Genomic DNA, 25,475 nt, shown 5'->3' with positions numbered 1-25,475 from the left:
AGAAGGAGCTCCGATGCCCCGGTTCGACCGGTCGCACACCGACGACCTCGCCGCGTTCATCCAGGCCGCCCCCACCGCGTACCACGCGTGCGCCGAGGCGGGCCGCAGGCTCGAGGCCGCCGGGTTCCGGCGCCTGGCCGAGACCGACGCCTGGCCGCTCGACCCCGGCGGGTACTACACCGTCCGCGACGGCTCGATCATCGCCTGGCGCCTCAACGGCGGGGACCACGACGCGTTCCGGATCTTCGGCGCCCACACCGACACCCCGACGTTCAAGGTCAAGCCCCGCCCGGACACCGGCGGCTTCGGCTGGAAGCAGATCGCCGTCGAGGTCTACGGCGGCGTGTCGCACCAGACCTGGCTCGACCGGGACCTGTCGGTCGCGGGGCGCCTGGTCATGCGCGACGGCGCCGAGGTGCTCGTCCACGTCGACCGCCCGCTCCTGCGCATCCCGCGCCTGGCGATCCACCTCGACCGCGGCGCCAACGAGGGCCAGAAGCTCAACGCGCAGTCGCAGCTGACGCCGATCTGGGGGCTGGGCGAGCCGCGCGACGGCGAGTTCCTGGAGTTCATCGCCGCCGAGGCCGGGGTCGACGCGAACGACGTGTTCGGGCACGACCTGTTCGCCGCCGCGCTCGACGCGCCCGCCTACCTGGGCAAGGACAACGAGCTGTTCGCCGCCTGGCGGCTGGACAACCTGACCAGCACCCACGCCGGAATCAGCGCGCTCATCGCCGCTGAGGACACCGGCACCCGCGTCCCGGTCCTGGCCTCGTTCAACTACGAGGAGATCGGGTCGATGACCTACTCGGCCGCGCAGGGCCCCTTCCTCGAATCGGTCCTGCACCGGCTGATCGGCGACGACTTCGAGACGTACGCGCGCGCGATCGCCGCCTCGGGGATGATGTCCTCCGACACCGGCAACGCCCTCCACCCGAACTACCCCGAGAAGCACGAGCCGGGCCACCGGCCGCTGCCCGGCGGCGGCCCCATGATCAAGGTCAGCGCGAACCAGCGGTACGCCAGCGGCGCCGAGGAGCAGGCGCTGTTCCGGCGCTCGGCCGACGCCGCCGGCGTCCCGTGGCAGACCTACGTCAACCGCAACGACATCCCCGGCGGCACCACCATCGGCCCGATCTCGGGCACGCAGCTGGGCATCCTCACCGTGGACGTCGGCCTGCCGATCCTGTCGATGCACTCGGCGCGCGAACTGTGCGGCTCGGACGACCCCGGGTACCTCGCGGACCTGGCGCTCGGCCTGTACACGCACTAGTCGTTCACGAAGCGCCCGTTCCCGAACGCGCGATTCGCGCGGGCTTTGGGGCGGGCGCCTCCCCGTGCGCGGCACGCGAAATCCGCGCGGCGCCTTCATGTTCGGTGCCCGCTCCGGCCGCCTCGCGGTACGGCCCGCCCCGGTAAGGTGAGGTCGTGACCCGGTCACGTACGGGCATGCGTGCACCACCCCTGGGAGGCGGCTTTGACTTGGCGGACCGAACTGGAGCAGGCCGCCGCGCGGCTGCGCGAGGCCGCCGGGGCCGCTGACCGGGCCGAACGCCTGATCGCGGCGTCCGCCTCGCGCTTGTCGGCCGACGACACCGAGCGGCGCCGCCTCGCCCTCGCCGAGAAGCTGCGCGCCGCCGCCGCAGGGGCGGCCACCGGCTGGCTCGGCGCCGACCTCGCCGCGATCGCGCCGAGCACTCCCGTATGGACGGACGAACCGTCGACGCCCGCGATCCGGATCGGCGAGGCCGAACTCGACGACGCCCCCGCCTTCCCCGCCCTCGCGGGCCTGCTCGGCAAGGGCCACCTGGTGTGCGACGCCGACGCGGCCGACCCGCGCGTGGCCGGGATGCTCCAGTCGCTGCTGCTGCGCGTCACCGCGGCCCACCGGAACCTCGAGGTGAGCCTGGTCGACGGCGTCACCCTCGGCCAGGTCTTCGCGCCCGCCACCGCGCTCGTGGACGCCGGGATCGCCGGACCCGTCGCCACCGACCACCTCGCGCTCGCCCGCATCCTCACCGCCGCCGAGAAGCGCCTCACCGAACTGCGCGACATCAGCGCCCGCGGGCAGTCGATCGCGGACCGGCCCTTCCACCTCATCGTCATCGCCGGGCTCCCGCCTGAGGTCGGCAAGTCCATGCGCGAACGGCTCGCCGCCCTCGCCCACGCCGGGCCCTCCGCGCGCTGCCACATCGTCCTGTGCGGGTGGCGCAACGCCCCGCACCGCGAACCGGTCCCCGCGATCGAGCACGCGACCTACCTGTCCTGCAACGCGAACGAAGTACGGCTCGGGACGCTCCCGCTGCCGGTGGCCCTCGACCCGGCGCCCTCCCCCGCGCTCGCGAGGGCCGTCTACGGCTCCCGCGCCCAGCAGCGCCGCGAGGCCGGCGAGCTGTCGGTCGCCGACCTCGTCCCCGCCGAGCTGTGGACCGCCTCCAGCCGCCACGGGCTGACCACCGTGATCGGCCGCGACCAGGCCGGCAGCGCCACCGGCGGCGACGTCGAGGTCTCCTTCGACGACGCGACCCCCCACTGGCTCATCGGCGGGCGCACCGGCGGCGGCAAGACCGTGTTCCTCCTCGACGTCCTCTACGGGCTCGCGACCCGCTACTCCCCCGAGGAACTCGAGCTGTACCTCCTCGACTTCAAGGAGGGCGTCTCGTTCACCGAGTTCACGCCCTCGCACCTCGACCCGTCGTGGATCCCGCACGTCAGGGCCGTCGGCGTCGAGTCCGACCGCGAGTACGGCGTCGCCGTCCTCGGGGCGCTGCGCGCCGAGCTGACCCGCCGCGCGGGCCTCATGAAGCGCGCCGGCGCGACCCGCCTCGCACGGCTGCGGGAGCTGCGGCCCGAGGTGCGGCTGCCGCGCATCGTCGCCGTCGTCGACGAGTTCCACGTCCTGTTCGCCGGGAACGACCGGCTCGCCGGCGAAGCGGTCGCCCACCTCGAGGAACTCGCCCGCAAGGGCCGCTCCTACGGCGTGCACCTGGTCCTCGCGAGCCAGACCATCTCCGGCATCGAAGCGCTCTACTCCAAGAAGGACTCGATCTTCGGGCAGTTCCCGCTGCGCGTGGCCCTGCCCGGCGCCAAGCACCTCCTCGACGAGGGCAACGACGGGGCCGACGGCATCAGCGTCGGCCAAGCGGTCCTCAACGACGCCGGAGGCATCCGCGGGCGCAACCGCACCTGCCGGTTCCCCGACGCCTCCAGCGCCGAAGACCTCCTCACCGGGCTGCGGCACCAGCTGTGGGAGCGGCGCGACTCCGACGCCGAACCGATCGTCTTCCGCGGCTTCGACGAGCAGCACCTCACCGAGGACCCCGCGTTCGAGGCGCTCGCGCCCACGCACGCGCCCCGGGCCCTCATCGGGCGCGCGGTCGACGTCCACATGTCCACCGTCGGCTACCAGTTCGACCGCAGCCCCGGACGGCACCTCGCGATCCTGGGCACCTCCGCGGTCGCCGCCGACGTGCTCGCCGCGGGCGCGATCTCGCTCGGCCACCAGCACGAGCCGGGCACCGTCGCGTTCCAGATCGCCGTCACCGCCGTCGGCGTGGACGACACCGCCGCCGAAGTCGCCGGCGAACTCGAACGCCTCGGCCACGAATGCACCAGGCTCGCACCGGGATCGATCCTCACCGGGAAGCGCGGCACACCGACGTACCTGATCTGGTTCGGCGCCGACGGCGCCGACGGGCACACCGCCCGGCTGCGGGACCTCCTGCTGCACGGCCCCGCCGACGGCGTCCACCTCCTCGGCTGGTGGCGCGGCGCCCGCCGCTTCCTCGACGACATCGGCGGCTCCGCCGGACGCGAGCACTGCGCCGGCATCGTGGCGCTCAACATCGCCGCCAACGACCTCGCCGCCATCACCGGCGGCTACGAGCGGTCCTGGGAGGCCCGGTCCAACCGGTGCCTGGTCATCGACCGCCACGCGGGCACCGAGACCCTCGCGGTCCCGTACGTGCGCCCGGGCCGCCTCGACGGCCTGCCCTCCCAGGACGCGCCCGCCAGGAAGGTGGAGACCCGATGAGCCTGAGCGCCTACGACGACCTGGTCCACGAGCTGACGCGCCTCGACGCCGACGACGCCGCGAGCACCGCGCGCGCCGCCAAGCAGCTGGAGCGGCGCCGCACCGCCCTGCGCGCGGTCGAGAACGACCTCGTCGAGCGGTCCGCGCGCCTGGCCGAGCTGAGCTCGCGGCTGCGGTACACCGCCCCGAACCTCACCCCGGCCCCTGACGACCTCGCGGACAGCCTCGCGGCCTACGGCATGGCCGAGGACGGCGACGGCATCGAGGCCATCGAGTCCGCCGAGCCCGCGCCGCCCATGCCGCCAGCCGAGAACGAGATCGACCGGGAGCTGACGCGGGCCCAGCGGGCCCTGCGCGAGGCCGACGCCGCGCTGGCGAAGACCACGCGCACCGCCCAGCGGCCCACGCTCCTGCCGGGCGCCCACCACGTCGTGCGCGAGATCCTCGTCTACGGCGCGTGCATGATCGCGTGCTTCGCCGGGCAGATGCTGTACCTCGCCGCCACGAACGGCGGCGGCGAGGCCGCGTGGTGGGTCACGTTCCTGCCGCCCGTGATGGCCGCGCTCGTGGGATATCTGCTGGTCGGGACCGCCAACCGGCCCCGGCTGCCGATGCTCGACCGCAACGGGAGGCCCCTCAAGCCGGTCGTCCCCCACAACCCGCGTCTGGGAGTGACACTCGCGGTCTGCACAATGGCGCTGTTCGCCTATTTCGCGTTCTTCGCTTAGAACTGCTTGGAGGGACCGCTCGTGGGTTTCGTGCTTCGGCTCATCGCGGATTTCGCGCTGCCGGTCATCGTCGCCGCCATCGGCGTGTGGATCGCCTTCGCGATCGTCGTGTGGGCCACCGGCCGCGACACGCTCCTGGACCTGTCCCCGGCCGGGGCCCCGCTGGGGCTCGGCGAGGGCGAGGCCGTGAGCGAGGCCGCCGTCGCGTCCGTCAGGTTCGACACCGGGATGCGCGGCTACCGCACCGACCAGGTCGACGCCGCGCTCAACCGCCTCGCCTGGGAGATCGGCCGCAAGGACGAGCAGCTCGCGGTGCTCCAGGCCAGACTGGACGGCACCTACGAGGAGGCCGAGGATGAGCCCTTCGGCGGGATCCTCGACGAGGACACGTACCGCCTCGCGAACGAGTCGGTCGCCCAGGCCATGCCCGAGGCCCGGCCCGGGGACATCGAGGACGACCTCGATGAGGGCGCCGACGTGCGGACCGGCGAGGACGATCCCGGAAGTGAGGCAGGGCGCGAGGACGACGGTGAGGCGACGCCGCGCGCCGGGGCGTGATGGGATAAGCCCATGCGTTATTGGCTGCTGGCGTTGCAAGACGACGAGTTCACCGAACAACAGGCCTACGAGGCCGAGGCGGTCTCCCCTTCCGCGGCCCTCCCCGAGGACGCCGCCGACGGCGACGAGGTGGCCCTGGCGGGCCCCGAGGGCGTCTTCGCGCTCGGCGAGGTCGTGGGCGGCGCGGTGGCCTACCGCCGGCGCCTGGAGGCGTCGAGCCCGACCGCCGAGACCGCCAAGGCGAACGCCGACGAGGCGACCGGCTGGATCGGGCTGAACCCCGACGCCTGGGAGGACCTGGTCCGCAGCCTTCCGGCCCCCGAGCGCCGCAGCGACTGGCTCGTGACGCTCTCGATGCCGATCGAGGCGGTCGACAAGGCCGAGGCCGTGCGCCAGTTCTGGTCCTACATCCGGTCGCTGGGTCCGAAGGAGCTGCCGACGTTCGTCTCCCCGTACGGAAGGGAACTTGAGGGCACTTCGTTCCTTTTGGGCGTCGAGCACGAGCAGGACCCTGAGGAGTAAGTGACCGGCTTCACACTGCGTTAAGAAAAATCACGCAAGTCGCAAAAGCCGCTTTTTAGGTGATTTCTACGCAACCTTGTCACATACCCGGAGGGGCGAGTTGGCCTTCGCCCACGTCATCGGGGAAACTTGATCTAGCAACGTCGAGTCGCAACCTGCGACCTTGGATCGAGGGGAGACGAATATGGCGGCCATGAAACCGCGGACGGGTGACGGGCCACTCGAGGTCACGCAGGAGGGCCGCGGCATCATCATGCGCGTTCCGCTCGAAGGCGGCGGTCGGCTGGTCGTGGAAATGACCCCCGAGGAGGCGGCGACCTTGAACAAGGAGCTCCAGGGCGCCCTCGAATAGCGGGAACCGTCTCACCCACCCCACCTCGGCGGTCACCCCGCCGCCGGACTGGACACAGGACCCGCGGCACGCTCCTGCGTGAAGCGGGTCCTTCTGCTCGCCCGCGAACGGGTCGGCGCGTCGCCTGAAGACGGACGGCACGGCACGAGGCGTGCGGGAATCGCAGCGCGGGTGAAGGTGCGGCAAATGCGGCATAGACTCGGGGCATGACTTCCGGCACCCAGCCGCCCCAGGCAGATCCGGGCCATCCGCAAGCCTCACCGTCCCCCCGGCCCTCCTCGCCGGCGGGCGACCAGGCGCCGCCCTCGGGCGGACCGGTCCCCCAGGGCGAGAACGCATGGCGGCCGGCCCCCGCCGCGCCGGGGGCGGCTCCGGCCGCCGGCCCGAACGCGGACCAGTGGTGGCATCCGGCCGCCGCGTCCGACCCGTGGAGGGACCCCGGGAGCCACGCGGTCATCCAGACCCGCCCCGCGCCCCTCGCGCCCCCGGTCGAGCCGCTGCCGGCTCCCCCCTCGGCGCCGACGCGCATCGGACTCGGCCTGGTCGTCGTCGTCTCGGCGGTCACCGCGCTCATCGCCGGGACGCTCGGCGCGGCCGTCGGCATCTGGGCCACCCGCTCCGACGGCGACGGCGGCTCGATCACCGGCGCCGACCCGCAGACCGAGCGCGAGCTGACCTCGGTCGCCGGGGTGGTCGAGCAGATCATGCCCTCGGTCGTCACGGTCCTCACCGCCGACGGCGGCAACGGCTCGGGCTTCATCGTCTCCGACGACGGCTACATCATGACCAACCACCACGTGGTCGTCGGCGGCGGATCCGAGCCCGCCGAGAACCTCCAGGTCCTGTTCAGCGACGGCACCGTCAGCACCGCCGAGGTCATCGGCTCCGACGCGGACTCCGACGTGGCCGTCCTCCAGATCGAGGGCGGCGACCACCCGGCGATGGTCCTGGCCGACTCCGACAAGGTCGCCGTCGGCGACCCCGTGCTCGCGGTCGGCGCGCCGCTGGGCCTGTCCTCGACGGTCACCGAGGGCATCGTCTCGGCGATCGACCGGCCGGTGTTGACCGAGAACAACAACGGCGAGGTCGAATCGGTCATGGCCGCGATCCAGACCGACGCGGCCATCAACCCGGGCAACTCCGGCGGGCCGCTCACCGACATCGGCGGGCAGGTCATCGGCATCAACACCGCGATCGCCTCGACCGCCGCCGAGGGCGAGGCCGGCAACATCGGCATCGGCTTCGCGATCCCGATCAACCAGGCCAAACGCATCGCCGACGAGATCATCGCGACCGGATCGGCCACGCACACCGTGCTCGGGGCCGAGCTCGGGGAATCCGAACTGGGCGTGGGCGTGACCCTGAGCCGGATCGTGCCCGACTCCCCCGCCGACGACGCCGGACTCCAGGACGGCGACGTCCTGACCAGCTTCGACGGCAACATGGTCGCCGAGAACACCGAACTGATCGCCCTCATCCGCAAACTCGCGCCGGGCACCGAGGTCACGGTCGTGTACGAGCGCGATGGCGAGGAGCACAGTGCGCAGGTCACGCTGGAAGCGGCCGCCGACTGACATGGGAGTACGCTAGGCGCAGGTTTTTCAGGTATCAGCAGTCACGGTCGGTCATCGGAGGGTCAGCGTGTTCGGAGGCTTGGGCGGAACCGAGTTCCTGGTCATCATCCTCATCGCGATCTTCCTGTGGGGCCCGGACAAGCTGCCGAAGGCGCTCGCCAACCTGCGCAGGTTCATCTCCAAGGCCCGCAACATGGCCTCGAACGCCGCCGCGGACCTGAGCCGCGAGATCGGCACCGACATCAAGCCCGAGGACCTCAACCCCAAGACGTTCGTCCGCAAGCACATCCTGACCGAAGAGGACCAGGAGATGCTGACGAGCCCGCTGAAGTCGACCATGCGCGACCTCCAGGACGGCACCAAGCCGCTCAAGGAGGGCCTGAACGACGCCACCCGCGACGTCGAGACCACGCGGCGCAGCGTCAACCGCGGCGCGATCACCAGGGGCACGAACGGTTCCGGCACGAACGGCTCGACCTCCGGCGACGCCGCCGAGGACGCGCCGGCGGAGCGCACGCGCGGGCGCGCGGCCTCCTTCGACGACGTCACCTGATCGGGTCCCCTGCCGCACGGTCCCGGGACCGCATGATCGGCCCCTCTCGTCGTACCGCTTTGCGACACTGGCCCCATGATCGGAAAATGGCACGGCCTCATCATCGACTGCCCTGACCCGGCGGCGCTCGCGACCTTCTACCAGGAACTGCTCGGCATGATCCGGGTCCAGGACGAGGGCGACTGGGTCGTCATCGGCGACGCCGCCGACCGGCCCGGCGTGGCCTTCCAGCAGATCCCCGACTACCGGACGCCCACGTGGCCCGGCGGCGAGCGGCCCCAGCACATGCACTTCGACGTGAAGGTCGACGACCTCGACGAGGGCGAGGCCGCGGTGCTGAAGCTCGGCGCGCGGCGCCTCGAAGGGGGAACCGAGACGTTCCGGGTCTTCGCCGACCCCGTCGGACACCCGTTCTGCCTGGTCACCATGTAGCAACGCGAAAGGCGGCCCGGGCGATGCCCGGGCCGCCTTCGACGTGGAAGTGCTAGAGAGTGCTGGTCCCGGCGGTGCCGAGCATGGCCATGCCCGCCGCGACCGCGATGATGACGAAGACCCCGATGGCGCAGACGATGATGCCGAGCACGAGGCCCGTGATCGCCTGGCCCTTGCCGCCGCCGACGCCCTGGTTGACCTTCTTCAGGGCGATGCCGCCGAGGATCGCGGCGATGACGCCGCAGACGAACGCGATGAAACCGCCGGCGTAGGGGATGCACAGGAACGCGGCAGCGACGATGCCGAGCACCATCGAGGCGATGGCCTGGCCCTTGGGCAGCTGGGGCCCGTAGCCGGGCGCGCCGTACGGCGGCGGGTAGCCCGGAGCCGCGGGCGGCAGCTGCGGGGCCGGGCCGTAGCCGGGCTGCTGGGGCTGGCTGTAACCCGGCTGCTGCGGCTGGGGGCTGTAGCCGCCCGGGTTCGGGGGCTGTGAACCGGGCTGTGAACCGGGCTGGCTGCCGTACGGGTCGTACTGGAAGCCGCCCTGACCGGACTGGTCCGGAGGCGGAGGATAAGTCATCGCTGATTGCTCTCTGCTCGGGCGGAAACGGCGCGGGGAGGTTCACGATAGCCGACACCCGCCAACCCACTGTGACGAGGCTGGTTCGTGAATCGTCGTGATATCCGGTCAGGCGCTGGTGGTCATCCGTCCCCTGAGGATGACGAGCGCGGGCTCGCGCGCGGCGGCGAGGTCGGATCGGGGATCACGGTCGTACACGACGACGTCCCCCAGATCGCCCGGGAGGCCGAGCCAGTCGCGGGCGCGCCAGGAGGCCATGGCGACCACGTCCGCGGCCGGGATGCCGGCCTTCTCGTGGAGCAGGCGCATCTCCTCGGCGGCCAGGCCGTGGTCGATCCCCCCGCCCGCGTCGGTGCCGAGGTAGACCGGCACGCCCGCGTCCCAGGCGGCGCGCACGACCTCGGGGAAGCCCTGCTTGAGGCGGCGCATGTGGTCGGCGTAGCGGGGGAACTTGGCGTCGGCCCCGGCGGCGATGTCCTCGAACGTCTCGATGTTGATCATCGTGGGCACCAGGGCGGTGCCCTGCGACGCCATGCGGTCGAGCAGGTCGGGGTCGAGCCCGGTGCCGTGCTCGATCGAGTCGGCGCCGGCCGCCACGACGCAGGCGGCGGCCTCCTCGGAGAAGGTGTGGACCGCGACCTTCGCGCCCTCGGCCTGGGCCGCGCGGATGGCGGCGGTCAGGACCTCGGGCTCGAACGAGGGGGCGAGGTCGCCGCGGGAGCGGTCGATCCAGTCGCCGACGAGCTTGACCCAGCCGTCCCCGAGCTTCGCCTGGCGGGCGAGGGCGCCGACGACCTCGTCGGGTTCGCATTCGAGCCCGATGCCCCGCAGGTAGCGCCTGGAGGCGGCGATGTGGTGTCCGGCGCGGATGAGGCGCGGCATGCCGTCCTCGCCCACGAGTTCGGGGTACGGGTAGGGCGATCCGGCGTCGCGGATGGCGAGCACCCCGGCGTCCCGGTCTCTGAGCGCGAGGGACCGGGCCTCGTCGAGACTCTCGATCGGGGCGGCGCCGCGGCGGATGCCGATGTGGCAGTGGGCGTCCACGAGGCCGGGAAGGGCGAAGCCCCCAGTGGCGACGGTGCGGGCCCCGGGGACGGGGTCGAAGGTGATCCGGTCCCCGTCGACGTAGACGTCGCGCACGGCGTCGTCAGGGAGCCAGACGACGCGAAGGTGCAGAGGCGCAAGCGGTGCGAGTGAAGTCATCGCCTCGCAGTATCGCCCGGACGGGCGGACTTGTCCAGCGGGCGGCGAAGGGACCGCGTGCCCCGACGCCGGGGCGAGGGCGCGGGGCGGACCTCCCACCCAGGGTGGGTAAGAAAAGAATCGGAGGCGCGCCCCAAACGTGCCGCCGCCCTCCGACAGGATCGCGCTTGCCCCGCCCGCTTCGTGGCGGGGAACACGCGACCATCACCCGATCGGGCTACTTGTTCTTCTTGTTCTGGTCCTTGAGGAACTGCTCGAAGTCGATGTCGGGCAGGTCCGCGGGGTTGAACTGCGACAGGTCCGGCATCTGGCCGGGCTGGCCGCCCAGGCCCGGCGGCAGCTGCGGCGCCGCGCCGCCCGCCGCGGCGGTCCCGCCCCGGCGCACGACCGGCTTCTTCTTGCCCTTCTTGCCCTTGCGCTTGTTGTACGGCGACTTCGTGGCCTTCGTGCCCGTGGGCAGGCCCATCGCGCCCGACATCTGGCGCATCATCTTCTGCGCGTCCTTGAACCGCGTCAGGAGCTGGTTGACCTCGGAGACGGTGACCCCCGAGCCGTTGGCGATGCGCAGGCGGCGCGAGCCGTTGATGAGCGAGGAGTCGCGGCGCTCGGCCGGGGTCATCGAGCGGATGATCGCGGAGGTCCGGTCGATCTGCTTGTCGTCGATCGAGTCGATCTGCTGGCGCATCTGGCCGCCCATGCCCGGCATCATCTTCAGGAGGTTGCCGATCGGGCCCATCTTGCGGATGGCCTGCATCTGCTCCAGGAAGTCCTCGAGCGTGAAGTCCTCGCCCTGGAGGAGCTTCTGGGTCATCTCCTCCTTCTGGTCCTCCTCGAACACGGCCTCGGCCTGCTCGATGAGGGTCAGCATGTCGCCCATGCCGAGGATGCGCGAGGCCATCCGGTCGGGGTGGAAGACGTCGAAGTCCTCGAGCTTCTCGCCCGTGGACGCGAAGAGGATCGGCTGGCCGGTGACGTGGCGGACCGAGAGCGCGGCGCCGCCGCGGGCGTCGCCGTCGAGCTTGGAGAGGACCACGCCGGTGATGCCGACGCCGTCGCGGAAGGCCTCGGCGGTGTTCACCGCGTCCTGGCCGATCATGGCGTCGATGACGAAGAGGACCTCGTCGGGGTTGACGGCGGCCCTGATCTCGCGGGCCTGCTGCATCATCTCCTCGTCGATGCCCAGGCGGCCGGCCGTGTCGACGATGACCACGTCGTGGCCCTTCTGGCGGGCCTCGGCGATCGAGTCGAGGGCGACCTTGACGGGGTCGCCGACGCCGGAGCCGGGCTCGGGGGCGTAGACGGCCACGCCGGCGCGCTGGCCGAGGACCTGGAGCTGCCCGACGGCGTTGGGGCGCTGGAGGTCGGCGGCGACCAGGAGCGGGGAGTGGTCGTCGCCCTTGAGGTGCTTGGCGAGCTTCCCGGCGAGGGTCGTCTTGCCGGCGCCCTGGAGGCCCGCGAGCATGATGACCGTGGGGGCCTGCTTGGCGTAGTTGAGGCGCCGGGTCTCGCCGCCGAGGATGGCGACCAGCTCCTCGTTGACGATCTTGATGATCTGCTGGGCGGGGTTGAGGGCCTTGGAGACCTCCGCGCCCGAGCACCGCTCCTTGATCTGCGCGATGAAGGTCTTGACCACCGGGAGGGCGACGTCGGCTTCCAGCAGGGCGAGGCGGATCTCGCGGGCGGTGGCGTCGATGTCGGCTTCGGTCAGGCGGCCCTTGCCGCGGATCGACTCGAAGATTCCCGACAGTCGATCTGACAGCGCGTCGAACACGGGCGAACCTCTCGATGGTGCAATGCGGATGAACTCTTACGAGCTTAACGGGGATGGCGGCGGAGCCGCCGCCCGGTGACGCCGGGGGTACCCCGGGGCACGGTGGCGATGCCGAAAGCGGGCGCGAAAAGCGGGACGGCCGCCCGTTGCCGGGCGGCCGTCCCTAGCGGTGACGTGAAGTCGTGCGTCAGACGTTGACCTTCTCGGGCTCGCCGGCGGCCTCGGGTAGGCCGGTTCCGACATTGCCGTTGACGGGCATGTCGTAGCCCGCCTCGCCGTGCTGGGCGGCGTCGATGCCCGCCAGCTCCTGCTCTTCGGTGATGCGGACGCCGATCGTGAACTTGAGGACCAGGGCGATGATCAGGGCCACGACGAAGGAGTAGAGCACCACGGACAGGACCGCGACGGTCTGCCAGCCGAGGAACGCGAACGAGCCGCCGTAGAAGACGCCGTCGGTGCCGCCGGTGACGCCGCCGAAGGCGAACAGGCCGACCGCGATGGAGCCCCAGATGCCGGCGACCATGTGCAGGCCGACCACGTCGAGCGAGTCGTCGTAGCCGAGCTTGTGCTTGAGGCCGATGGCGAAGGGGCAGATCACGCCGGCGACGGCGCCGATGGCGATGGCGCCCAGCGGGGTCACGTAGCCGGCGGCCGGGGTGATGGCGACCAGGCCGGCGATGACGCCGGAGCAGGCGCCCAGGACCGAGGGCTTGATGCCCCGGATGCGGTCGATGAGCAGCCAGGCGAGGATCGCGGCGGCGGTGGCGACCTGCGTGTTGAGCAGGGCCAGGCCGGCGATGGCGTCGGAGACGAACGCGGAGCCGGCGTTGAAGCCGAACCAGCCGAACCACAGCAGGCCGGCGCCGATCACGACCAGGGGCAGGTTGTGCGGGGCGAAGTTGCCGTCCTTCCAGCCGATGCGGCGGCCGACGACGAGCGCCAGGCCGAGCGCGGCGGCGCCGGCGTTGGCGTGGACCGCGGTGCCGCCGGCGAAGTCGAGGACGCCGAGCTCCTCGATCCAGCCGCCGCCCCACACCCAGTAGGCGACCGGGGCGTAGACCAGGACGACCCACGCGGCGGAGAAGATGATCCAGGCGGAGAACTTCATGCGGTCGGCGACGGCGCCGGCGATGAGGGCGACCGTGATGATCGCGAACATCATGCCGAAGGCCGACATGGCGCCGGCGGAGACGCCGCCGTCGACCATGCCGAGGTCGGTGACGTAACGCAGGCCGAAGGCCGAGCTGACGTCCATGCTGAAGAACGGGTTGCCGCCGCCGTCGCCGATGGCGATGGACTCGCCGACCAGGACCCAGACGACCGAGGTGAGGCCGATGGCCACGAGGCACTTGAGCATCATGTTGATGACGCTCGAGGATCGGCTCAGACCACCGTAGAACAGGGCGAGGCCGGGAGTCATGAGCAGGACCAGGGCGGCTGAGATCAAGATCCACGCGTTATTGCCGGTATCGAGTTCGGGCATGGCCGCCTCCTCTCTCCAGAGATAGGTACGTACTGCGGGCGTTCAGGCTGTTCCGGCGTGAGGGGAGCGACGGTGCTCGGTATGGATGTCACGCGCCGACCGCCGGGCCTCGCGGCCCGCCCGCCGTTACCGTCGGGAAAGCGGTCGGCGCGTGATTCTCCTACCTACCGGAGTGAAGCCAGCTTCACCAAAATGTGTTACGCGGCCCGGGCCTGCGTGTTAAGAAGCTGTCGCGAAAGATTTCGAGCGTGTGAACTCCCGCTCACGACGGGCCCTGAGACGTGTACCACTGCAACGCATGGTGCGGATGCGGCATTTGACGCGTTTGCCGGGGGCTCACCATCGGTTGCCCGCGCATCACCGCACCGTTACGGAATCGTGCCCCGAACGGCTTGACCGCCGAAATGAGTGAACGCTAACATCGCTCGGCGTATCGTCGTACGGGACCGCGGCCACACTGTGTTCACACCGTGTCCCCCGAAAGCGGCCTGAGACGAACATGGAAAGAGACCGACTGCGATGGCGCAACCGAAGAAGGCAGCCAGCATCTGGGACGTGGCCCGGCTGGCCGGGGTCTCCCACCAGACCGTCTCACGGGTCGTCAACGGCTCGCCCCGCGTGGCCGCGGCGACCCGCGACAAGGTCCTCGAGGCCATCGCCGAACTCGGTTACCGGCCCAACCGGCTCGCGCGCAGCCTCGCGGGCGGCGCGGTCGAATCGGTCACCGTGCTCACCGCCGACACCTCGCTGTACGGGCCCGAGGCGGCCCTGCGCGGGATCGAGAAGGCCGCGAGGTCCCTGGAGTGGAGCGTGTCGATCTCGGTCCTCGACCCGGCCGACACCCACTCCGACGCCGACATCATCGCCCGCCTGCCCCGCGCCGGCGAGCCGACGATCATCATGGCCCACGACGAGCCCGGCATGCGCGCCAAGCAGGTCCTGCTCGACACCCAGCCGCAGGCCATGGTCGCCATCGGCCCCTACACCGCCGAGGAGCTGGCCGCCTCGCCGTGGCTGGTGGGCATGGACGACGGCAAGGCCGCGGCCGAGGCCACCCGCTACCTGCTCGACCTGGGCCACGCCACCGTCCACCACCTGGCGATCCCGACCTCGACCGGGACGTTCGGCGGCGGCAAGGCCCACCGGGCCGACGGCTGGGCCCGCGTGCTGCGCGAGGCGGGCCGGGAGGTCCCGGCCCCCGTGCCGTCCGGGTGGACGATCACCGAGGCGTTCAAGGCGGTGCGCCCGCTCGTGGCCGACCCGTCGGTGACCGCGATCCTGTGCGGCAACGACCACCTCGCGCTCGCGACGCTGCGGGCCGCGCACCTGGCCGGGCGCTCGGTCCCCGGCGACCTGTCCATCGTGGGCTTCGACAACACGCCGTTCTCGGCGTTCACGACCCCCGCGCTGACCACGGTGAACCAGGACTTCGAGAGCGTCGGCCGCGGCGCGTTCGAGCTCCTGCGCCACCGCGTCGACGGCGCGATCCCCCGTCCCAGGCCGAGCTGGCCCGAGCCCGAGCTCATCGTCCGCGAAACCTCCGGTCCGCCAAGCCCCCGTTCCTGATCCGCGAGAGGCACACTGTTACGGGAGCCGTTCCGCGCGTCAGGGCGAGGCGGGACGGACCCTGGAGAGGCCCGGCGTTCGAAAGGCCCAGCCATGACCCCTCAACCCCGTCCGGCGGCGAGGCCGGAGCGCATCGGCGCGGACTTCGCCACGGCCACCGGCCCGGTGCTGCACGGCGCGACCGGGTCGCTCTACGGCGTCTCCGAGGACGGCGTGCCCGGCGACGAGCTGCTCGACGCCCTCGACATCACCACCCTCGCGGTGAAGCCCGACGGCGGCGCGCAGCACCCGGGCGGCGACGCCTCGGACGCGGTCACCGTGCTGCGCCGCGGCGACAGGGAGGGCAAGGGCACCGGCCTGGCGTTCGTCTACCTCCAGGACCTGTTCGCCAAGTGGCCGTACGAGGACGTGGGGATCGACGTCTACCACGAGCGGCTGTGCGCGGTCGTCCCGCCGATGCTCACCGAGGGCAACGAGGGGCGGCTGGTGTTTGTTCCGTTCAACGAGCCCGACTGGATCTGGTACGGGCTCAAGGAGAACGACCCGGCGCTGTTCGACCGGTTCATGGCCGACTGGACCACCACGGCGCGGCTGCTGCGGGGCCTGGCCCCGGGAGTGCCGCTCGCGGGGCCGAACGAGGCGTTCTTCCACCCGGAGTTCATGCGGCACTTCCTCACCCGCGCCCGCGACACCGGGACGCTCCCGGAGTGGGCGTCCTGGCACGAGCTCTCCCCGGGCTCCCTCGCGTCCTACCGCGGCCACTACGCGGCCTACCGGGAGCTGGAGGCCGGCCTCGGCATCGGCCCGCTCCAGGTCAACATCGACGAGTACGCGAACAACCGGGACCTGTCGGTGCCCGGGCAGCTCGTGCAGTGGGCCGCGATGTTCGAGGACACCAAGGTCCACGCCGACATGGCCTACTGGACGGCCGCCGGCGGCTACTCGGGCGCGGCGGCGCGGCCGAACGTGCCCAACGGCGCGTGGTGGTTCCTCAAGGCGTACTCCGGGATGACCGGCGAGACCGTCCGCGTGAGCCCGCCGCGCCCGGACACTGTCGACACGTTGCAGGGCGTCGCGAGCATCGACGGGGAGCGCGGGACCGCGCAGATCCTCGTCGGCGGCACGGACGCGGACTTCGTCGTCGCGGCGGAGGGCCTGGACCCGGCGTTCTGGGGCGAGGAGGTCACCGCCACGGTGCACCGCATCGACTGGTCGGGCTACGAGGGCGCCGCGGGGCCGCCGGTCGCGGTCGGCCGCGTCACGGGTCCGCCCGCGGGCCTGGAGATCCCGGTGTCCGCACCGGACCGGATGGCGGCGTACTGGGTCCGGATCGCCCGCGGCGGGGCCGAGGCGATCGGGCCGCCGCCGTGGAAGGGCTCGTGGGAGGCCGAGCGCGCGGTCGTCACCTCCGGCGAGACGACCCGGCAGGGGTGCGCCGACGACGGCAACGGCTTCGCCGCCTCGGGCGAGCACGACGTGAGCGGCCTGAACCAGACCGATTCGGGCGTGGTCTTCCACGTCCAGGTCCCCGCGGAAGGTCTCTACGACCTGGGGATCTTCTACGCGCACATGTACGGTCGCGGCGCTGAGGCGACCGAGCCGCAGCCCGCGCAGCAGGTGCTCACCGTGAACGGCACCGAGGGGTTCGTGGAGTACCCGAGCACGATGAACTGGCAGCACCGCTCGATCGTGCACCGGAGCGTGTCGCTGCGGGAGGGCGCGAACACCGTGGAGCTGTCGAAGACCGGCGCGATCGGGACGGCGCGCGGCGAGGTCGCGCTCGACAAGATCGAGCTGACCGAGCACCGGCCCTGCCACGAGGTCTACGACGGGACGTTCGCGCGGATCGACGGCGACGGCCTGGTCTTCGACCTGTACGCGGCGGCCGACGGCTACCACCGGATCGAGGGCGCGCGCTCGGGCGTGCTCGCGGGGCCGCAGAACCAGGACGTCCCGGTCGACCTGGAGCGGCCGGTGTTCCTGCACGCGGGGATCAACCGGCTGCGCACCGCCGCGGACGTGCCGCGCCTGGCGGTGCGGCCCGCGACCGGTCCGGAGCCGGTGGAGGTCGACGCGGCCGAGGTGGTCCGCTCGGGCGGCTCGTGCCTGGTGGTGAACGACTTCGCGAACCGGGGGCACGTGATCGGCTGGAACGGCCGGGGCGCGGGCGTGTCCTTCACCGTGGAGGCCGGGGCGGGGCCGCACATGCTGCTGGTGAGCTACGCGAACGACGTGCGCATCGAAGGCCACGAGTACAATGTGGACATCATCACGCGCTATTGCGACCTCGCGGTGAACGGGGCGCACGTCGGGCGCTTCCCCATGCGCGGCACGTGGACCTGGAACGACTTCTGGACCTACCCGGTGATCGTCGACCTGCGCGAAGGCGCCAACACCCTCGCGTTCGACAACCCCGACGCCCCGACGGCGGACTTCGAGCGCTTCCGCCTGGCGCCGCTCAATCCTTGAGGCCGGTGCGGGCCCGCACCTCCCGGCGCGGGCCCGAAGACCTTACGCGCCCAGGGCGTTCAGGGCGTCGAACTGCTCGTCGGTGAGCACGAGGTCGCGCGCGCCCAGGTTCTCCTCCAGGTGCGCGATCGAGCTCGTGCCCGGGATCGGGACGATGTTGCCGGAGCGGCGCAGGAGCCAGGCCAGCGCGGTCTGGGCCGGGGTCGCGCCGATCTCGGCGGCGATCTTGCCGACGGGTCCGTCGGGTCCGGCGTGGGCGCCGGCGGCGATCGGGAACCACGGGATGAACGCGATGCCCTGCTCGGCGGTGTAGTCCAGGACGTCCTCGCTCTGGCGGGTGACGAGGTTGTAGAGGTTCTGGACGCTGGCGATCGGGGCGACCGCCTGGGCCTCCTTGAGCTGCGCGACGGTGACCTCGGAGAGGCCGATGTGGCGGATCTTGCCCTGGCGCTGGAGGTCGGCGAGGGTGGCGATCTGGTCGGCGACCGGGAGGGCGGGGTCGAGGCGGTGGATCTGGTAGAGGTCGATGGCCTCGACCTTGAGGCGGCGCAGGCTCAGTTCGGCCTGCTGGCGGATGTAGCCGGGGGCGCCGACGGCCACCCATTCCTCGGCGGAGGGCCTGGTGTTGCCGCCCTTGGTCGCGATGACGACCCCGTCGTCGTAGGGGTGGAGGGCTTCGGCGATGAGGGACTCGTTGTCGCCGAGGGCGTAGGAGTCGGCGGTGTCGATGAAGTTCACGCCGAGTTCGACGGCGCGGCGCAGGACGGCGACGGCCGCGTCGCGGTCTTTGGGCGGGGTGAAGATGCCGGGGTCGCCGCTGAGGCGCATCGCGCCGTAGCCGAGCCGGTCGACGCGGAGGTCGCCGCCGATGACGATGTCGCTCATGGGATTGCCTCTCGAAGTGTGCGGTTCGCGGTGCGGCCGGTCGGAGCCGCCGCCGGATGGCACAACCGCGGCGGGGCCCGACTTGTTCCCGTGAGGGTGATCTCGCGGCCGGGGCGCGACACCGCGCCGCACGGCGGCGGCCGGGGCGTTCGCGGATGCGAGACTCGTGGTCATGATCAAAGGGTTCAAAGAGTTCTTGATGCGCGGCAACGTGGTGGAACTGGCCGTCGCGGTGGTCATGGGTGCGGCGATGACCGCGCTCGTGGCCTCGTTCGGCGACGCGTTCCTCAACCCGCTCATCACGCTGGTGACCGGCGGCGGCGAGGTCGGCGGCAGTTTCACCGTGAACGGGGTCGACTTCCCGTACGGGGTGTTCATCAACGGCCTCCTGGTGTTCTTCCTGACCTCGGTGGCGGTGTACTTCGTCATCGTGCTGCCGATGAACAAGCTCCGCGACCGGTTCATGTCGACCGAGGAGGAGGCGGAAGTGGTGCGCGAGGAGCAGGTCGTCCTGCTGGAGCAGATCAGGGACCTGCTGCAGGAGCAGCGCCGCGGCCAGCCGTAACGTCCGATTTCCACCGGCCCGCCGCTGTGCCGCGGCGGGCCGATTCGCGTCCGGGCGCGGGCCCGGAGGTTTGGCGGGGGCGCGCGGGCGGGTATTCGCGGCGGCGCGGGTCCGCCCGCGGCACCGAGGTATTGCCCGCGTCGCACTCGCGTGGGACGGTGGGGTGGCATCGCCGACCCGCGGTGCGCTGACCCGCAAGACCTGACCTGCGAGACCTGACCCCGAAGGACGTTCGCCATGCCGACCTCGATTCCCCTCGGAGCCCCGATCTGGGCCGATACCAACTCCCCCGACGTGGCCGCCGACCTGGAGTTCTACACGCGCCTGTTCAACTGGGCGAGCTTCGACAGCGGCGAGCAGTTCGGGCACTACACGGAGCTGTGCCTGGGCACGACCGTGTCGGTGGCGCGGGCGGTCGCGGGGATCTCGCAGAACCCTCCGGGCGAGCCGGGCATGCCCGCGGGCTGGGGCGTGTCGTTCCACGTGGACGACTGCGTGCAGGCGGCGGCCGACGCGGAGAAGCTCGGCGGCACCATCATCAGCCATCCGATGCGCGTCGGCGAGGACCTGGTGTACGCGGCCATGCGCGATCCGGACGGGGGCGCGTTCGGGCTGTTCGAACCGTTGAGCGACCACGTCGGCTTCACGGCGTTCGACGAGCCGGGCGCGATCGTGTGGTGCGAGTACGTGTACGACGGGGCGCCGGTGGAGGCGATGCAGTTCTACGCGGAGCTGCTGAACTGGTCGGTGCGGCTGCCCGACGCGGAGGACCCGCCGCGGGACGCGCCGTACGTCGCCTTGTGGACGCACGAGACGAACGTGGAGTTCGGGGGCGGGCGCATGGCGCTGGGCCCGGAGCTGGACATGAAGCCGCACTGGGTGGTGTGCTTCGGGACCGACACGGTCGAGCTGACGGTGTCGAAGGCGGTGGACCTGGGCGGTTCGGTCGTGGTGGCGCCGATGGAGGACCCGGGCGGGCGGATGGCGGTGCTGGCGTCGCCGACGGGGGCGCACTTCTCGGTGATGTCGAGCCGGGAGCGCGCGAACGCGGCGTGAGCGGGGCGTGATCGATCGCCGCGGGATTGGGCGTGAAGCCCTGCGGTTGTCGGTGGGGCGTGCGACGGTGTGGTGGTCGATACCGTGCTGCGAAGGAGCGAAGCCATGACCTCGATTCCGTTGGGGGCGCCGATCTGGTCCGACTCGTTGACGTCGGACCTGGAGGCGGACACCCGGTACTACGAGCACCTGTTCGGCTGGTCGTCGCAGAACGCCGGCGAGGAGTTCGGGAACTACACCACCTTCTCCATCCCGGACGGGTCCAGGGATTCGGGGCGGGAGGTCATGGGGATCATGCCGTGCCCGCCTGGGGCCGAGCCGTCGCGGATCTGGAACCTCCAGTTCCGGGTGGCCGACTGCGCCGCCGCGACCGAGAAGGCGCAGGCGCTGGGCGCCACGCTGGTCGAGGGCCCGGAGGAGATGGGCGGGATGCTCCGGTTCGCGATGCTGATCGACCCGAACGGGGCATCGTTCGGGCTGATGGAGGCGCTGGCGCCGGGGACCGGTTTCGGCGCGTTCGGGGAGTCGAACGCGGTCTCGTGGGCCGAGTACCACCATGACGGGGTGCCGGCTGAGGCGATGCGGTTCTACGCGGACCTGTTGGGCTGGAAGGTGGTCACGCCGCCGTGGGAGAGCGCGGACAATCCGAGGCCGTACGCGGCGCTGAGCGCGGGCGAGGGCGGGGAGGAGTTCGGCGGCTGCCATGCGGCGGAGGGCTTCGAACTGTCGCTGCCGGCGCAGTGGAGCGTGATGGTGGCCGTGGAGGACGCGGACGCGACCTGCGACCGGGCGGTGGAGCTGGGCGGCTCGGTGGCGGCGCCGCCGATGGACGTGCCGGGCCTGCGGGTGGCGGGGGTGGCGGCCCCGAGCGGCACGACGGTCGCGATCATGGCGCCGCGGGCCTGGAAATAGCAGCAGACGTCGAGGCCCCGCCGCAGTGCGGCGGGGCCTCGACGTCTCAGTTGAACTCGGGAACCTTGATGACGCACTCCGTCCCGGGCGCATTCGCAAGCTTCCGGTCGAAGGTCCACAATTCCGCGCCGAACCGCTCTGCGAGCGCGACATACGCCGCATCATATGAGGTCACGTTGTGCCGCAGTTCCCAGATGCGGATTTCCAAGGCCGCCAAAGGTACGCGCTCGATCGAGAGTTCCTTGAGGTCGAACAGGGCCAATCCGGCCCGCTCCTCAGTGAGGACATTCCTGCGGCAGTATTTGCGAAGGATCGACATCACCTCGAGGTTGACATGATCTGGTGCCGCCAACTCGTGCTGCTCAAGTTCCCTGCGAAGTTGTGTATCGGGTTCGGTCAACGACACCACTGCGGAAGCAAGCACCGATGCATCGACGACGATCACCGGGCGTCTCGGTCTTCGCGGATCATCGCCACGATCTCGTCGTGATCGAGCGCGGGACCCCCTCGGTGCTCCACCCGCGCGAAGACCTCGGCAACCGTGGGCTGCTGTGCTTCCCGCGTCAGCTTCCGGAGCAGGAACTCCTGGAGGGACATGCCCGCCGCGGCGGCGCGCGTCTTCCACACCCGGTGGACTTCGTCAGAAACGTTCTTCACCTGGATGTTCTTCATGGTCTGAGTGTAACTCTCAAGCATGCGGCAAGCATATGAATCATGCTTCGCGCATGCTCGCATTTCGATTCAGGCGGCGTGTCGCCTCGCGCTCCTCGGGAAGGAGACCGCCGCCATCACCGCGAGGGTGAGGGCGATCATCGCCGCGGCCGGGGCCAGGGCGGCGAGCGGGGCCCGTTCGAGGTACGGCATCGATCTCGCGAGGCTCGCGCCCCATTCGGGGGCGTCGGGGCCGGCGCCGAGGCCGAGAAAACCCAGCGACGCGATGCCGAGCGCCATGCCCGGCAGCCGCAGGCCCGCGTGCGCCGCGAGCGGGCCGGTGACCAGCGGGAGCGTGTGGCGCCGCAGCATCCAGCCCGGTCCGGCGCCCAGCGCGAGGCGCGCTTCACGGTGCCCGGCGGTCCGCGCCCGGGCCACGAGCGCGGCCGCGTGGGCGGCGAGCGGCGGCCAGGAGACGGCCACGACCGCGAGCACCGCGCCGACCTGGCCGCGTCCCAGCACGACCACGACGAGCATCCCGGCGATCGCGACCGGGAACGAGTTGAACGCCTCCGCCAGCGGATGCGCCAGGCGCGGAAGGAAACCGAGGGCCAGCGCGATCGCGTACGACAGCGCGCACGCGCCGAGCGCCGCGCCCGCCGTCCACCAGGCGCCCTGGCCGAGGCGGGCGAGCACGTCGCGGCCGAGTTCGTCGGTGCCGAGCCAGTGGGCGAGGCCCGGTCCTTCGAGGCGGGTCCCGGTGGCGATGGTGCCGCCGCGCGCGAGCCCGTAGATGATCGCGACGGCGAGGGGCGCTGCGGCGCAGGCGAACCAGACGAGGTGGCGGCGGCGTCCGCCGGTGGCGGGCGGGGCGACCGGGAGGGCTGCGGCGTCGGCGGCCGGTCCGGCGAGGCGGCGGGCGCCGGCTCTCGCGGCGAGTCCGGCGGCGAAGCCGAAGCCGATGAGGATCAGCATGCACGCCTGGAGGACCGGGAGGTCTTGCGCGTCGGCGGCGGCGAGGGCGGCGCGGCCGAGGCCGGGGACGGCGAAGACGGTCTCGACGGCGACGGCCGCGCCGGTGATGCTGACGGCCACGATCGCCAGTTGCGGGGCGAGGGGCGGGGCGGCGCGGCGCAGGAGGCCGCGTGCGATGCGGCGGCGGGAGTATCCGGCGGTGCGCCACTGCCGCACCCAGTCTTCGGCGGCGACGTGGCCGATGGCGTCGCGGCCGAGGCGGGCGGCGAGGCCGCCGCCGGGCAGGCCCATGGCGAGGGCGGGGAGGACGAGGTTCGCGGGGCCGTCGAAGCCGTAGGCGGGCAGGAGGCCGAGCCAGGCGGCGAAGACGGCGACGCCGAGGGTGGCGAGGAGGAAGTCGGGGAGGGCTGCGAAGGAGGCGACGGCGATGCCGCCGGTGCCGACGGGCCGTCCGGTCGCGGCGCGGCGCAGGGCGGGTGCGCATGCGGCGGCGGTGATCGCGGCGGTGACGAGCAGGGCCGCGGCCATGACCGTGAGGGAGGTGGCGAACGCGGGCAGGACGGTGTCGGCGACGGCTTCGCCGCTGGCCCAGGAGGTGCCGAGGTCGCCGCGGGCGAGGCCGGTGAGCCGGTCGCGGAGGATCGGGAGGGGCCCGGCGTCGAGGCCGAGGTCGGCACGGACGGCGGCGAGGGCGCTCTCGGTGGCTTCGCGTCCGGGGTAGCGGGCGCGCAGGACGGTGAGGGCCGGGTCGCGGTCGGCGAGCCAGGGCAGCAGGCCGATCGCGACGAGGACGGCCGCGAGGACCGACAGTCGCGTCAGAGTCCCGGTGAGGAGCGCGCCTCGGTGCGGTGTCACGGGTTAGGGCCTGTCCGCTGCGGCCGAGCGGGGCCGGGGCGGTGTGCCCGTCCGCCGCACGGAGGCGCTCGCAGCCGTCGCCGTGGTCGCGCTCGCGGGGGAACTTCCCTGTGCGGCAAGGGAATCGAGGCGCCCGGCGGCGATGGCCGTCTCGCGCGCTGCCGAGTATCCCGAAGTCGCCTCGGCAGCGCGCGAGGCAGCCAGAACGGCGAGCCTCATGCCGGGTCCATGTCGGTCGCAGCGGTGATGATCTCGCGTTCGCGCGGGTCGCTGGCGATGCCCGTGACGCCTTGGGCGACACCGGTGACGAGTCGTTCGTGGGCGACGGGGACGATCGCGGTGGTCGCGAGGACGACCGCTTCGGCGTCGAGCACGGCGTTCTGGCGGCGCGCGGCGACCGCTTCGGGGGTGTCGCCGTCGAGCGGCGCGGAGGCGGCCCTGATCGCGGCGACGGCCGCGTCCACGTCCGGGTCGGCGAGCTGGGAGACGTTGAAGCCGCCGCCGGTCGTGAAGTCGGAGTCGAGGTAGGTGTAGGCGTCCCCGGAGTCCTGGACGACCGAGCGGGACATCAGGACGCAGTCGAATTCGCCGGCGAGCATGTCGGGTTCGATGTCGTTGTACTCGCGCACTTCGGTCTCGGTCGCGAATCCGGCGGCCTCGAGTTGCGCGGCGATGACGGTGAGCGCTTCGGGGAGTTCGGCGCGGTTGGAGTAGGTGGCGAGGCGCAGCGCCTCCCCCGCGGGGGCCGCGGGCTCGGGGAGCGTGTGGTCGCGGTGGTCGGCGGCCCAGGCGAGGGCGGGCCCGAAGAGCCCTTCGGGGGCGTCGGCGCGGCCCTCGTAGAGGTCGTCGACGATCGGGCCGGGGTCGACCGCGGCGGCGACGGCGGCCCGCAGCGCGGGGTCGGCGAGGGGGCCGGCGGCGGTGTTGAGGTAGAGGCTGACGGTGCGGCCGGTGGGGGCGTCCTGGAGCTGGGAGTCCTGGAGGTTCGCGATCTGGGCGTAGGGCACGGCTTCGAGGACGTGGGCTTCGCCGGAGCGCAGGGCCGCGACGCGGGTGGCGGCGTCGGGCACGTAGTCGGCGCGGTAGCCGTCCAGGAGGGCCGGCTCGCCCCAGTAGCCCTCGTGGCGTTCGAGGACGGCGCCGGTGGCGGTGGACTCGGTGATGGTGAAGGGCCCGGTGGCGTGCCCGACGGGGTCGACGGTGTCGCCCTGGTAGGCGTCCGGGGAGAGGATCGCGAGCTGCGGGCTGGACAGGCGTTGCGGGAGTACGGGGTCGGTCTCGGCGGTGGTGATGCGGAGGGTGTGGTCGCCGGTGGCTTCGGCGGTGAGGCCGACGCCGTCGATGACGCGGGGGACGGCCGCGGCGGAGGCGGCGGCGTTGAGGCAGGCGGCGACGGCGGCCGCGTCGAGGGCGGTGCCGTCCTGGAAGGCGACGCCCTCGCGGAGGGTGAGATCCCAGGCGGTGTCCTCGACCTGGGTCCAGTCGAGGGCGAGCCGGGGGACGGGCAGGCCGTTGTCGTCGAGGCCGACAAGGGTCTCGGCGACGGCCCAGCGGGCGAGGAGGAACGCGTCTTCGGAGTGGGGCGAGAGCGCGGCGGCGGGGGTGAGCGCCATCGCGATCGTGAGCCGGCCCGATTCGCTTGCACTGGAATCGAAGCAGCCCGCGGTCGCGAGGAGTCCGCCGAGGCCGAGGGGCGCGGCGGCGGTGAGCATGGTGCGCCGGGAGAGCGGCATGGAGTGAGCCTCGTCTCTT

23 protein-coding genes are annotated in these 25,475 nt (G+C 72.0%); 14 read left to right on the top strand and 9 right to left on the bottom strand.

From position 1 onward, the window contains the following. Positions 1 to 13 precede the first annotated feature (13 nt). From BLQ63_RS06295 to BLQ63_RS06255, 9 genes are all read left to right on the top strand, one after another. Positions 14 to 1,273, top strand: coding sequence for a M18 family aminopeptidase (locus tag BLQ63_RS06295; protein WP_091030415.1), 1,260 nt, complete (start codon positions 14 to 16; stop codon positions 1,271 to 1,273). A 204-nt stretch (positions 1,274 to 1,477) separates the two neighbouring features. Continuing rightward, positions 1,478 to 4,033 carry an FtsK/SpoIIIE domain-containing protein gene (locus tag BLQ63_RS06290; RefSeq protein ID WP_091030412.1) on the top strand — a complete coding sequence of 852 codons (2,556 nt, stop codon included), beginning with the start codon at positions 1,478 to 1,480 and terminating at the stop codon, positions 4,031 to 4,033. Then, positions 4,030 to 4,761, top strand: a complete 732-nt coding sequence (locus tag BLQ63_RS06285; RefSeq protein WP_091030409.1) for a hypothetical protein — start codon at positions 4,030 to 4,032, stop codon at positions 4,759 to 4,761. The genes BLQ63_RS06290 and BLQ63_RS06285 overlap by 4 nt, the downstream gene beginning before the upstream one ends. A gap of 21 nt (positions 4,762 to 4,782) precedes the next feature. After that, positions 4,783 to 5,319 (top strand): DivIVA domain-containing protein, encoded by a 537-nt coding sequence (locus BLQ63_RS06280; protein WP_091030407.1) that lies wholly within the window; start codon positions 4,783 to 4,785, stop codon positions 5,317 to 5,319. Between the two features lie 12 nt (positions 5,320 to 5,331). Next, complete coding sequence (locus BLQ63_RS06275; RefSeq protein WP_091030404.1) at positions 5,332 to 5,841, top strand: hypothetical protein; 510 nt, start codon at positions 5,332 to 5,334, stop codon at positions 5,839 to 5,841. A gap of 184 nt (positions 5,842 to 6,025) precedes the next feature. Next, complete coding sequence (locus BLQ63_RS06270) at positions 6,026 to 6,193, top strand: DUF3117 domain-containing protein (protein WP_091030400.1); 168 nt, start codon at positions 6,026 to 6,028, stop codon at positions 6,191 to 6,193. Between the two features lie 206 nt (positions 6,194 to 6,399). Beyond that, positions 6,400 to 7,767, top strand: a complete 1,368-nt coding sequence (locus BLQ63_RS06265; protein WP_091030397.1) for a S1C family serine protease — start codon at positions 6,400 to 6,402, stop codon at positions 7,765 to 7,767. A gap of 79 nt (positions 7,768 to 7,846) precedes the next feature. Further along, the gene (locus tag BLQ63_RS06260) at positions 7,847 to 8,320 is read left to right on the top strand and encodes a twin-arginine translocase TatA/TatE family subunit (protein WP_177154808.1); all 474 of its coding nucleotides are present in this window, start codon (positions 7,847 to 7,849) and stop codon (positions 8,318 to 8,320) included. 75 nt (positions 8,321 to 8,395) lie between these two features. Further along, complete coding sequence (locus tag BLQ63_RS06255) at positions 8,396 to 8,752, top strand: VOC family protein (RefSeq protein ID WP_091030391.1); 357 nt, start codon at positions 8,396 to 8,398, stop codon at positions 8,750 to 8,752. A gap of 52 nt (positions 8,753 to 8,804) precedes the next feature. Here BLQ63_RS06255 and BLQ63_RS06250 read toward each other — a convergent pair whose 3' ends face one another. The 4 genes from BLQ63_RS06250 to BLQ63_RS06235 all read right to left on the bottom strand — a co-directional run bounded on the left by BLQ63_RS06250 (position 8,805) and on the right by BLQ63_RS06235 (position 13,789). Continuing rightward, complete coding sequence (locus BLQ63_RS06250) at positions 8,805 to 9,332, bottom strand: hypothetical protein (RefSeq protein ID WP_091030388.1); 528 nt, start codon at positions 9,330 to 9,332, stop codon at positions 8,805 to 8,807. 108 nt (positions 9,333 to 9,440) lie between these two features. Further along, positions 9,441 to 10,535 (bottom strand): amidohydrolase family protein, encoded by a 1,095-nt coding sequence (locus tag BLQ63_RS06245; protein ID WP_091030385.1) that lies wholly within the window; start codon positions 10,533 to 10,535, stop codon positions 9,441 to 9,443. Positions 10,536 to 10,752: 217 nt separating this feature from the next. Continuing rightward, complete coding sequence (ffh, locus tag BLQ63_RS06240) at positions 10,753 to 12,306, bottom strand: signal recognition particle protein (protein WP_091030381.1); 1,554 nt, start codon at positions 12,304 to 12,306, stop codon at positions 10,753 to 10,755. Positions 12,307 to 12,493: 187 nt separating this feature from the next. Then, positions 12,494 to 13,789 carry an ammonium transporter gene (locus BLQ63_RS06235; RefSeq protein ID WP_091030378.1) on the bottom strand — a complete coding sequence of 432 codons (1,296 nt, stop codon included), beginning with the start codon at positions 13,787 to 13,789 and terminating at the stop codon, positions 12,494 to 12,496. Positions 13,790 to 14,308: 519 nt separating this feature from the next. Here BLQ63_RS06235 and BLQ63_RS06230 point away from each other — a divergent pair. Next, the gene (locus BLQ63_RS06230; RefSeq protein WP_091030374.1) at positions 14,309 to 15,355 is read left to right on the top strand and encodes a LacI family DNA-binding transcriptional regulator; all 1,047 of its coding nucleotides are present in this window, start codon (positions 14,309 to 14,311) and stop codon (positions 15,353 to 15,355) included. 93 nt (positions 15,356 to 15,448) lie between these two features. Then, the gene (locus tag BLQ63_RS06225; protein WP_091030371.1) at positions 15,449 to 17,824 is read left to right on the top strand and encodes a carbohydrate-binding protein; all 2,376 of its coding nucleotides are present in this window, start codon (positions 15,449 to 15,451) and stop codon (positions 17,822 to 17,824) included. 42 nt (positions 17,825 to 17,866) lie between these two features. Here BLQ63_RS06225 and BLQ63_RS06220 read toward each other — a convergent pair whose 3' ends face one another. Further along, positions 17,867 to 18,709, bottom strand: coding sequence for an aldo/keto reductase (locus BLQ63_RS06220; RefSeq protein WP_091030367.1), 843 nt, complete (start codon positions 18,707 to 18,709; stop codon positions 17,867 to 17,869). Positions 18,710 to 18,881: 172 nt separating this feature from the next. Here BLQ63_RS06220 and mscL point away from each other — a divergent pair, with 172 nt between their 5' ends. The 3 genes from mscL to BLQ63_RS06205 all read left to right on the top strand — a co-directional run bounded on the left by mscL (position 18,882) and on the right by BLQ63_RS06205 (position 21,242). Next, positions 18,882 to 19,274 (top strand): large conductance mechanosensitive channel protein MscL, encoded by a 393-nt coding sequence (gene mscL / locus BLQ63_RS06215; RefSeq protein ID WP_091031496.1) that lies wholly within the window; start codon positions 18,882 to 18,884, stop codon positions 19,272 to 19,274. Between the two features lie 237 nt (positions 19,275 to 19,511). Continuing rightward, a complete protein-coding gene (locus BLQ63_RS06210) occupies positions 19,512 to 20,330 on the top strand; it encodes a VOC family protein (protein ID WP_091030365.1) in 819 nt (272 codons plus the stop codon). 105 nt (positions 20,331 to 20,435) lie between these two features. Further along, a complete protein-coding gene (locus tag BLQ63_RS06205) occupies positions 20,436 to 21,242 on the top strand; it encodes a VOC family protein (protein ID WP_091030361.1) in 807 nt (268 codons plus the stop codon). Positions 21,243 to 21,288: 46 nt separating this feature from the next. Here the strand turns inward: BLQ63_RS06205 and BLQ63_RS06200 are convergent, their stop codons facing one another. From BLQ63_RS06200 to BLQ63_RS06185, 4 genes are all read right to left on the bottom strand, one after another. Next, positions 21,289 to 21,687: a type II toxin-antitoxin system VapC family toxin gene (locus BLQ63_RS06200; protein WP_091030358.1), complete on the bottom strand. Its 399-nt coding sequence runs from the start codon at positions 21,685 to 21,687 to the stop codon at positions 21,289 to 21,291. After that, positions 21,684 to 21,914, bottom strand: coding sequence for a FitA-like ribbon-helix-helix domain-containing protein (locus tag BLQ63_RS06195; protein WP_143014784.1), 231 nt, complete (start codon positions 21,912 to 21,914; stop codon positions 21,684 to 21,686). The genes BLQ63_RS06200 and BLQ63_RS06195 overlap by 4 nt, the downstream gene beginning before the upstream one ends. A 69-nt stretch (positions 21,915 to 21,983) precedes the next feature. Then, positions 21,984 to 23,723, bottom strand: coding sequence for an ABC transporter permease subunit (locus BLQ63_RS06190; protein ID WP_091030349.1), 1,740 nt, complete (start codon positions 23,721 to 23,723; stop codon positions 21,984 to 21,986). Between the two features lie 215 nt (positions 23,724 to 23,938). Beyond that, positions 23,939 to 25,456, bottom strand: coding sequence for an ABC transporter substrate-binding protein (locus BLQ63_RS06185; RefSeq protein WP_091030346.1), 1,518 nt, complete (start codon positions 25,454 to 25,456; stop codon positions 23,939 to 23,941). Positions 25,457 to 25,475: the final 19 nt, after the last annotated feature.

Source organism: Glycomyces harbinensis (assembly GCF_900101745.1).
Classification (GTDB): Bacteria; Actinomycetota; Actinomycetes; order Mycobacteriales; family Micromonosporaceae; genus Glycomyces; species Glycomyces harbinensis.
Note: the sequence above shows the minus strand (reverse complement) of the source record. Positions and strands in the feature narration are given on the sequence as shown.

What these genes read in the sequence shown, in the direction of transcription:
- BLQ63_RS06295 (WP_091030415.1), top strand. Translation starts at nt 14, where the DNA reads ATGCCCCGGTTCGACCGGTCGCACACCGACGACCTCGCCGCGTTCATC.
- BLQ63_RS06285 (WP_091030409.1), top strand. Translation starts at nt 4,030, where the DNA reads ATGAGCCTGAGCGCCTACGACGACCTGGTCCACGAGCTGACGCGCCTC.
- BLQ63_RS06275 (WP_091030404.1), top strand. Translation starts at nt 5,332, where the DNA reads ATGCGTTATTGGCTGCTGGCGTTGCAAGACGACGAGTTCACCGAACAA.
- BLQ63_RS06270 (WP_091030400.1), top strand. Translation starts at nt 6,026, where the DNA reads ATGGCGGCCATGAAACCGCGGACGGGTGACGGGCCACTCGAGGTCACG.
- BLQ63_RS06265 (WP_091030397.1), top strand. Translation starts at nt 6,400, where the DNA reads ATGACTTCCGGCACCCAGCCGCCCCAGGCAGATCCGGGCCATCCGCAA.
- BLQ63_RS06255 (WP_091030391.1), top strand. Translation starts at nt 8,396, where the DNA reads ATGATCGGAAAATGGCACGGCCTCATCATCGACTGCCCTGACCCGGCG.
- BLQ63_RS06250 (WP_091030388.1), bottom strand. Translation starts at nt 9,332, where the DNA reads ATGACTTATCCTCCGCCTCCGGACCAGTCCGGTCAGGGCGGCTTCCAG.
- BLQ63_RS06245 (WP_091030385.1), bottom strand. Translation starts at nt 10,535, where the DNA reads ATGACTTCACTCGCACCGCTTGCGCCTCTGCACCTTCGCGTCGTCTGG.
- BLQ63_RS06235 (WP_091030378.1), bottom strand. Translation starts at nt 13,789, where the DNA reads ATGCCCGAACTCGATACCGGCAATAACGCGTGGATCTTGATCTCAGCC.
- BLQ63_RS06230 (WP_091030374.1), top strand. Translation starts at nt 14,309, where the DNA reads ATGGCGCAACCGAAGAAGGCAGCCAGCATCTGGGACGTGGCCCGGCTG.
- BLQ63_RS06225 (WP_091030371.1), top strand. Translation starts at nt 15,449, where the DNA reads ATGACCCCTCAACCCCGTCCGGCGGCGAGGCCGGAGCGCATCGGCGCG.
- BLQ63_RS06220 (WP_091030367.1), bottom strand. Translation starts at nt 18,709, where the DNA reads ATGAGCGACATCGTCATCGGCGGCGACCTCCGCGTCGACCGGCTCGGC.
- mscL (WP_091031496.1), top strand. Translation starts at nt 18,882, where the DNA reads ATGATCAAAGGGTTCAAAGAGTTCTTGATGCGCGGCAACGTGGTGGAA.
- BLQ63_RS06210 (WP_091030365.1), top strand. Translation starts at nt 19,512, where the DNA reads ATGCCGACCTCGATTCCCCTCGGAGCCCCGATCTGGGCCGATACCAAC.
- BLQ63_RS06205 (WP_091030361.1), top strand. Translation starts at nt 20,436, where the DNA reads ATGACCTCGATTCCGTTGGGGGCGCCGATCTGGTCCGACTCGTTGACG.
- BLQ63_RS06195 (WP_143014784.1), bottom strand. Translation starts at nt 21,914, where the DNA reads ATGAAGAACATCCAGGTGAAGAACGTTTCTGACGAAGTCCACCGGGTG.
- BLQ63_RS06185 (WP_091030346.1), bottom strand. Translation starts at nt 25,456, where the DNA reads ATGCCGCTCTCCCGGCGCACCATGCTCACCGCCGCCGCGCCCCTCGGC.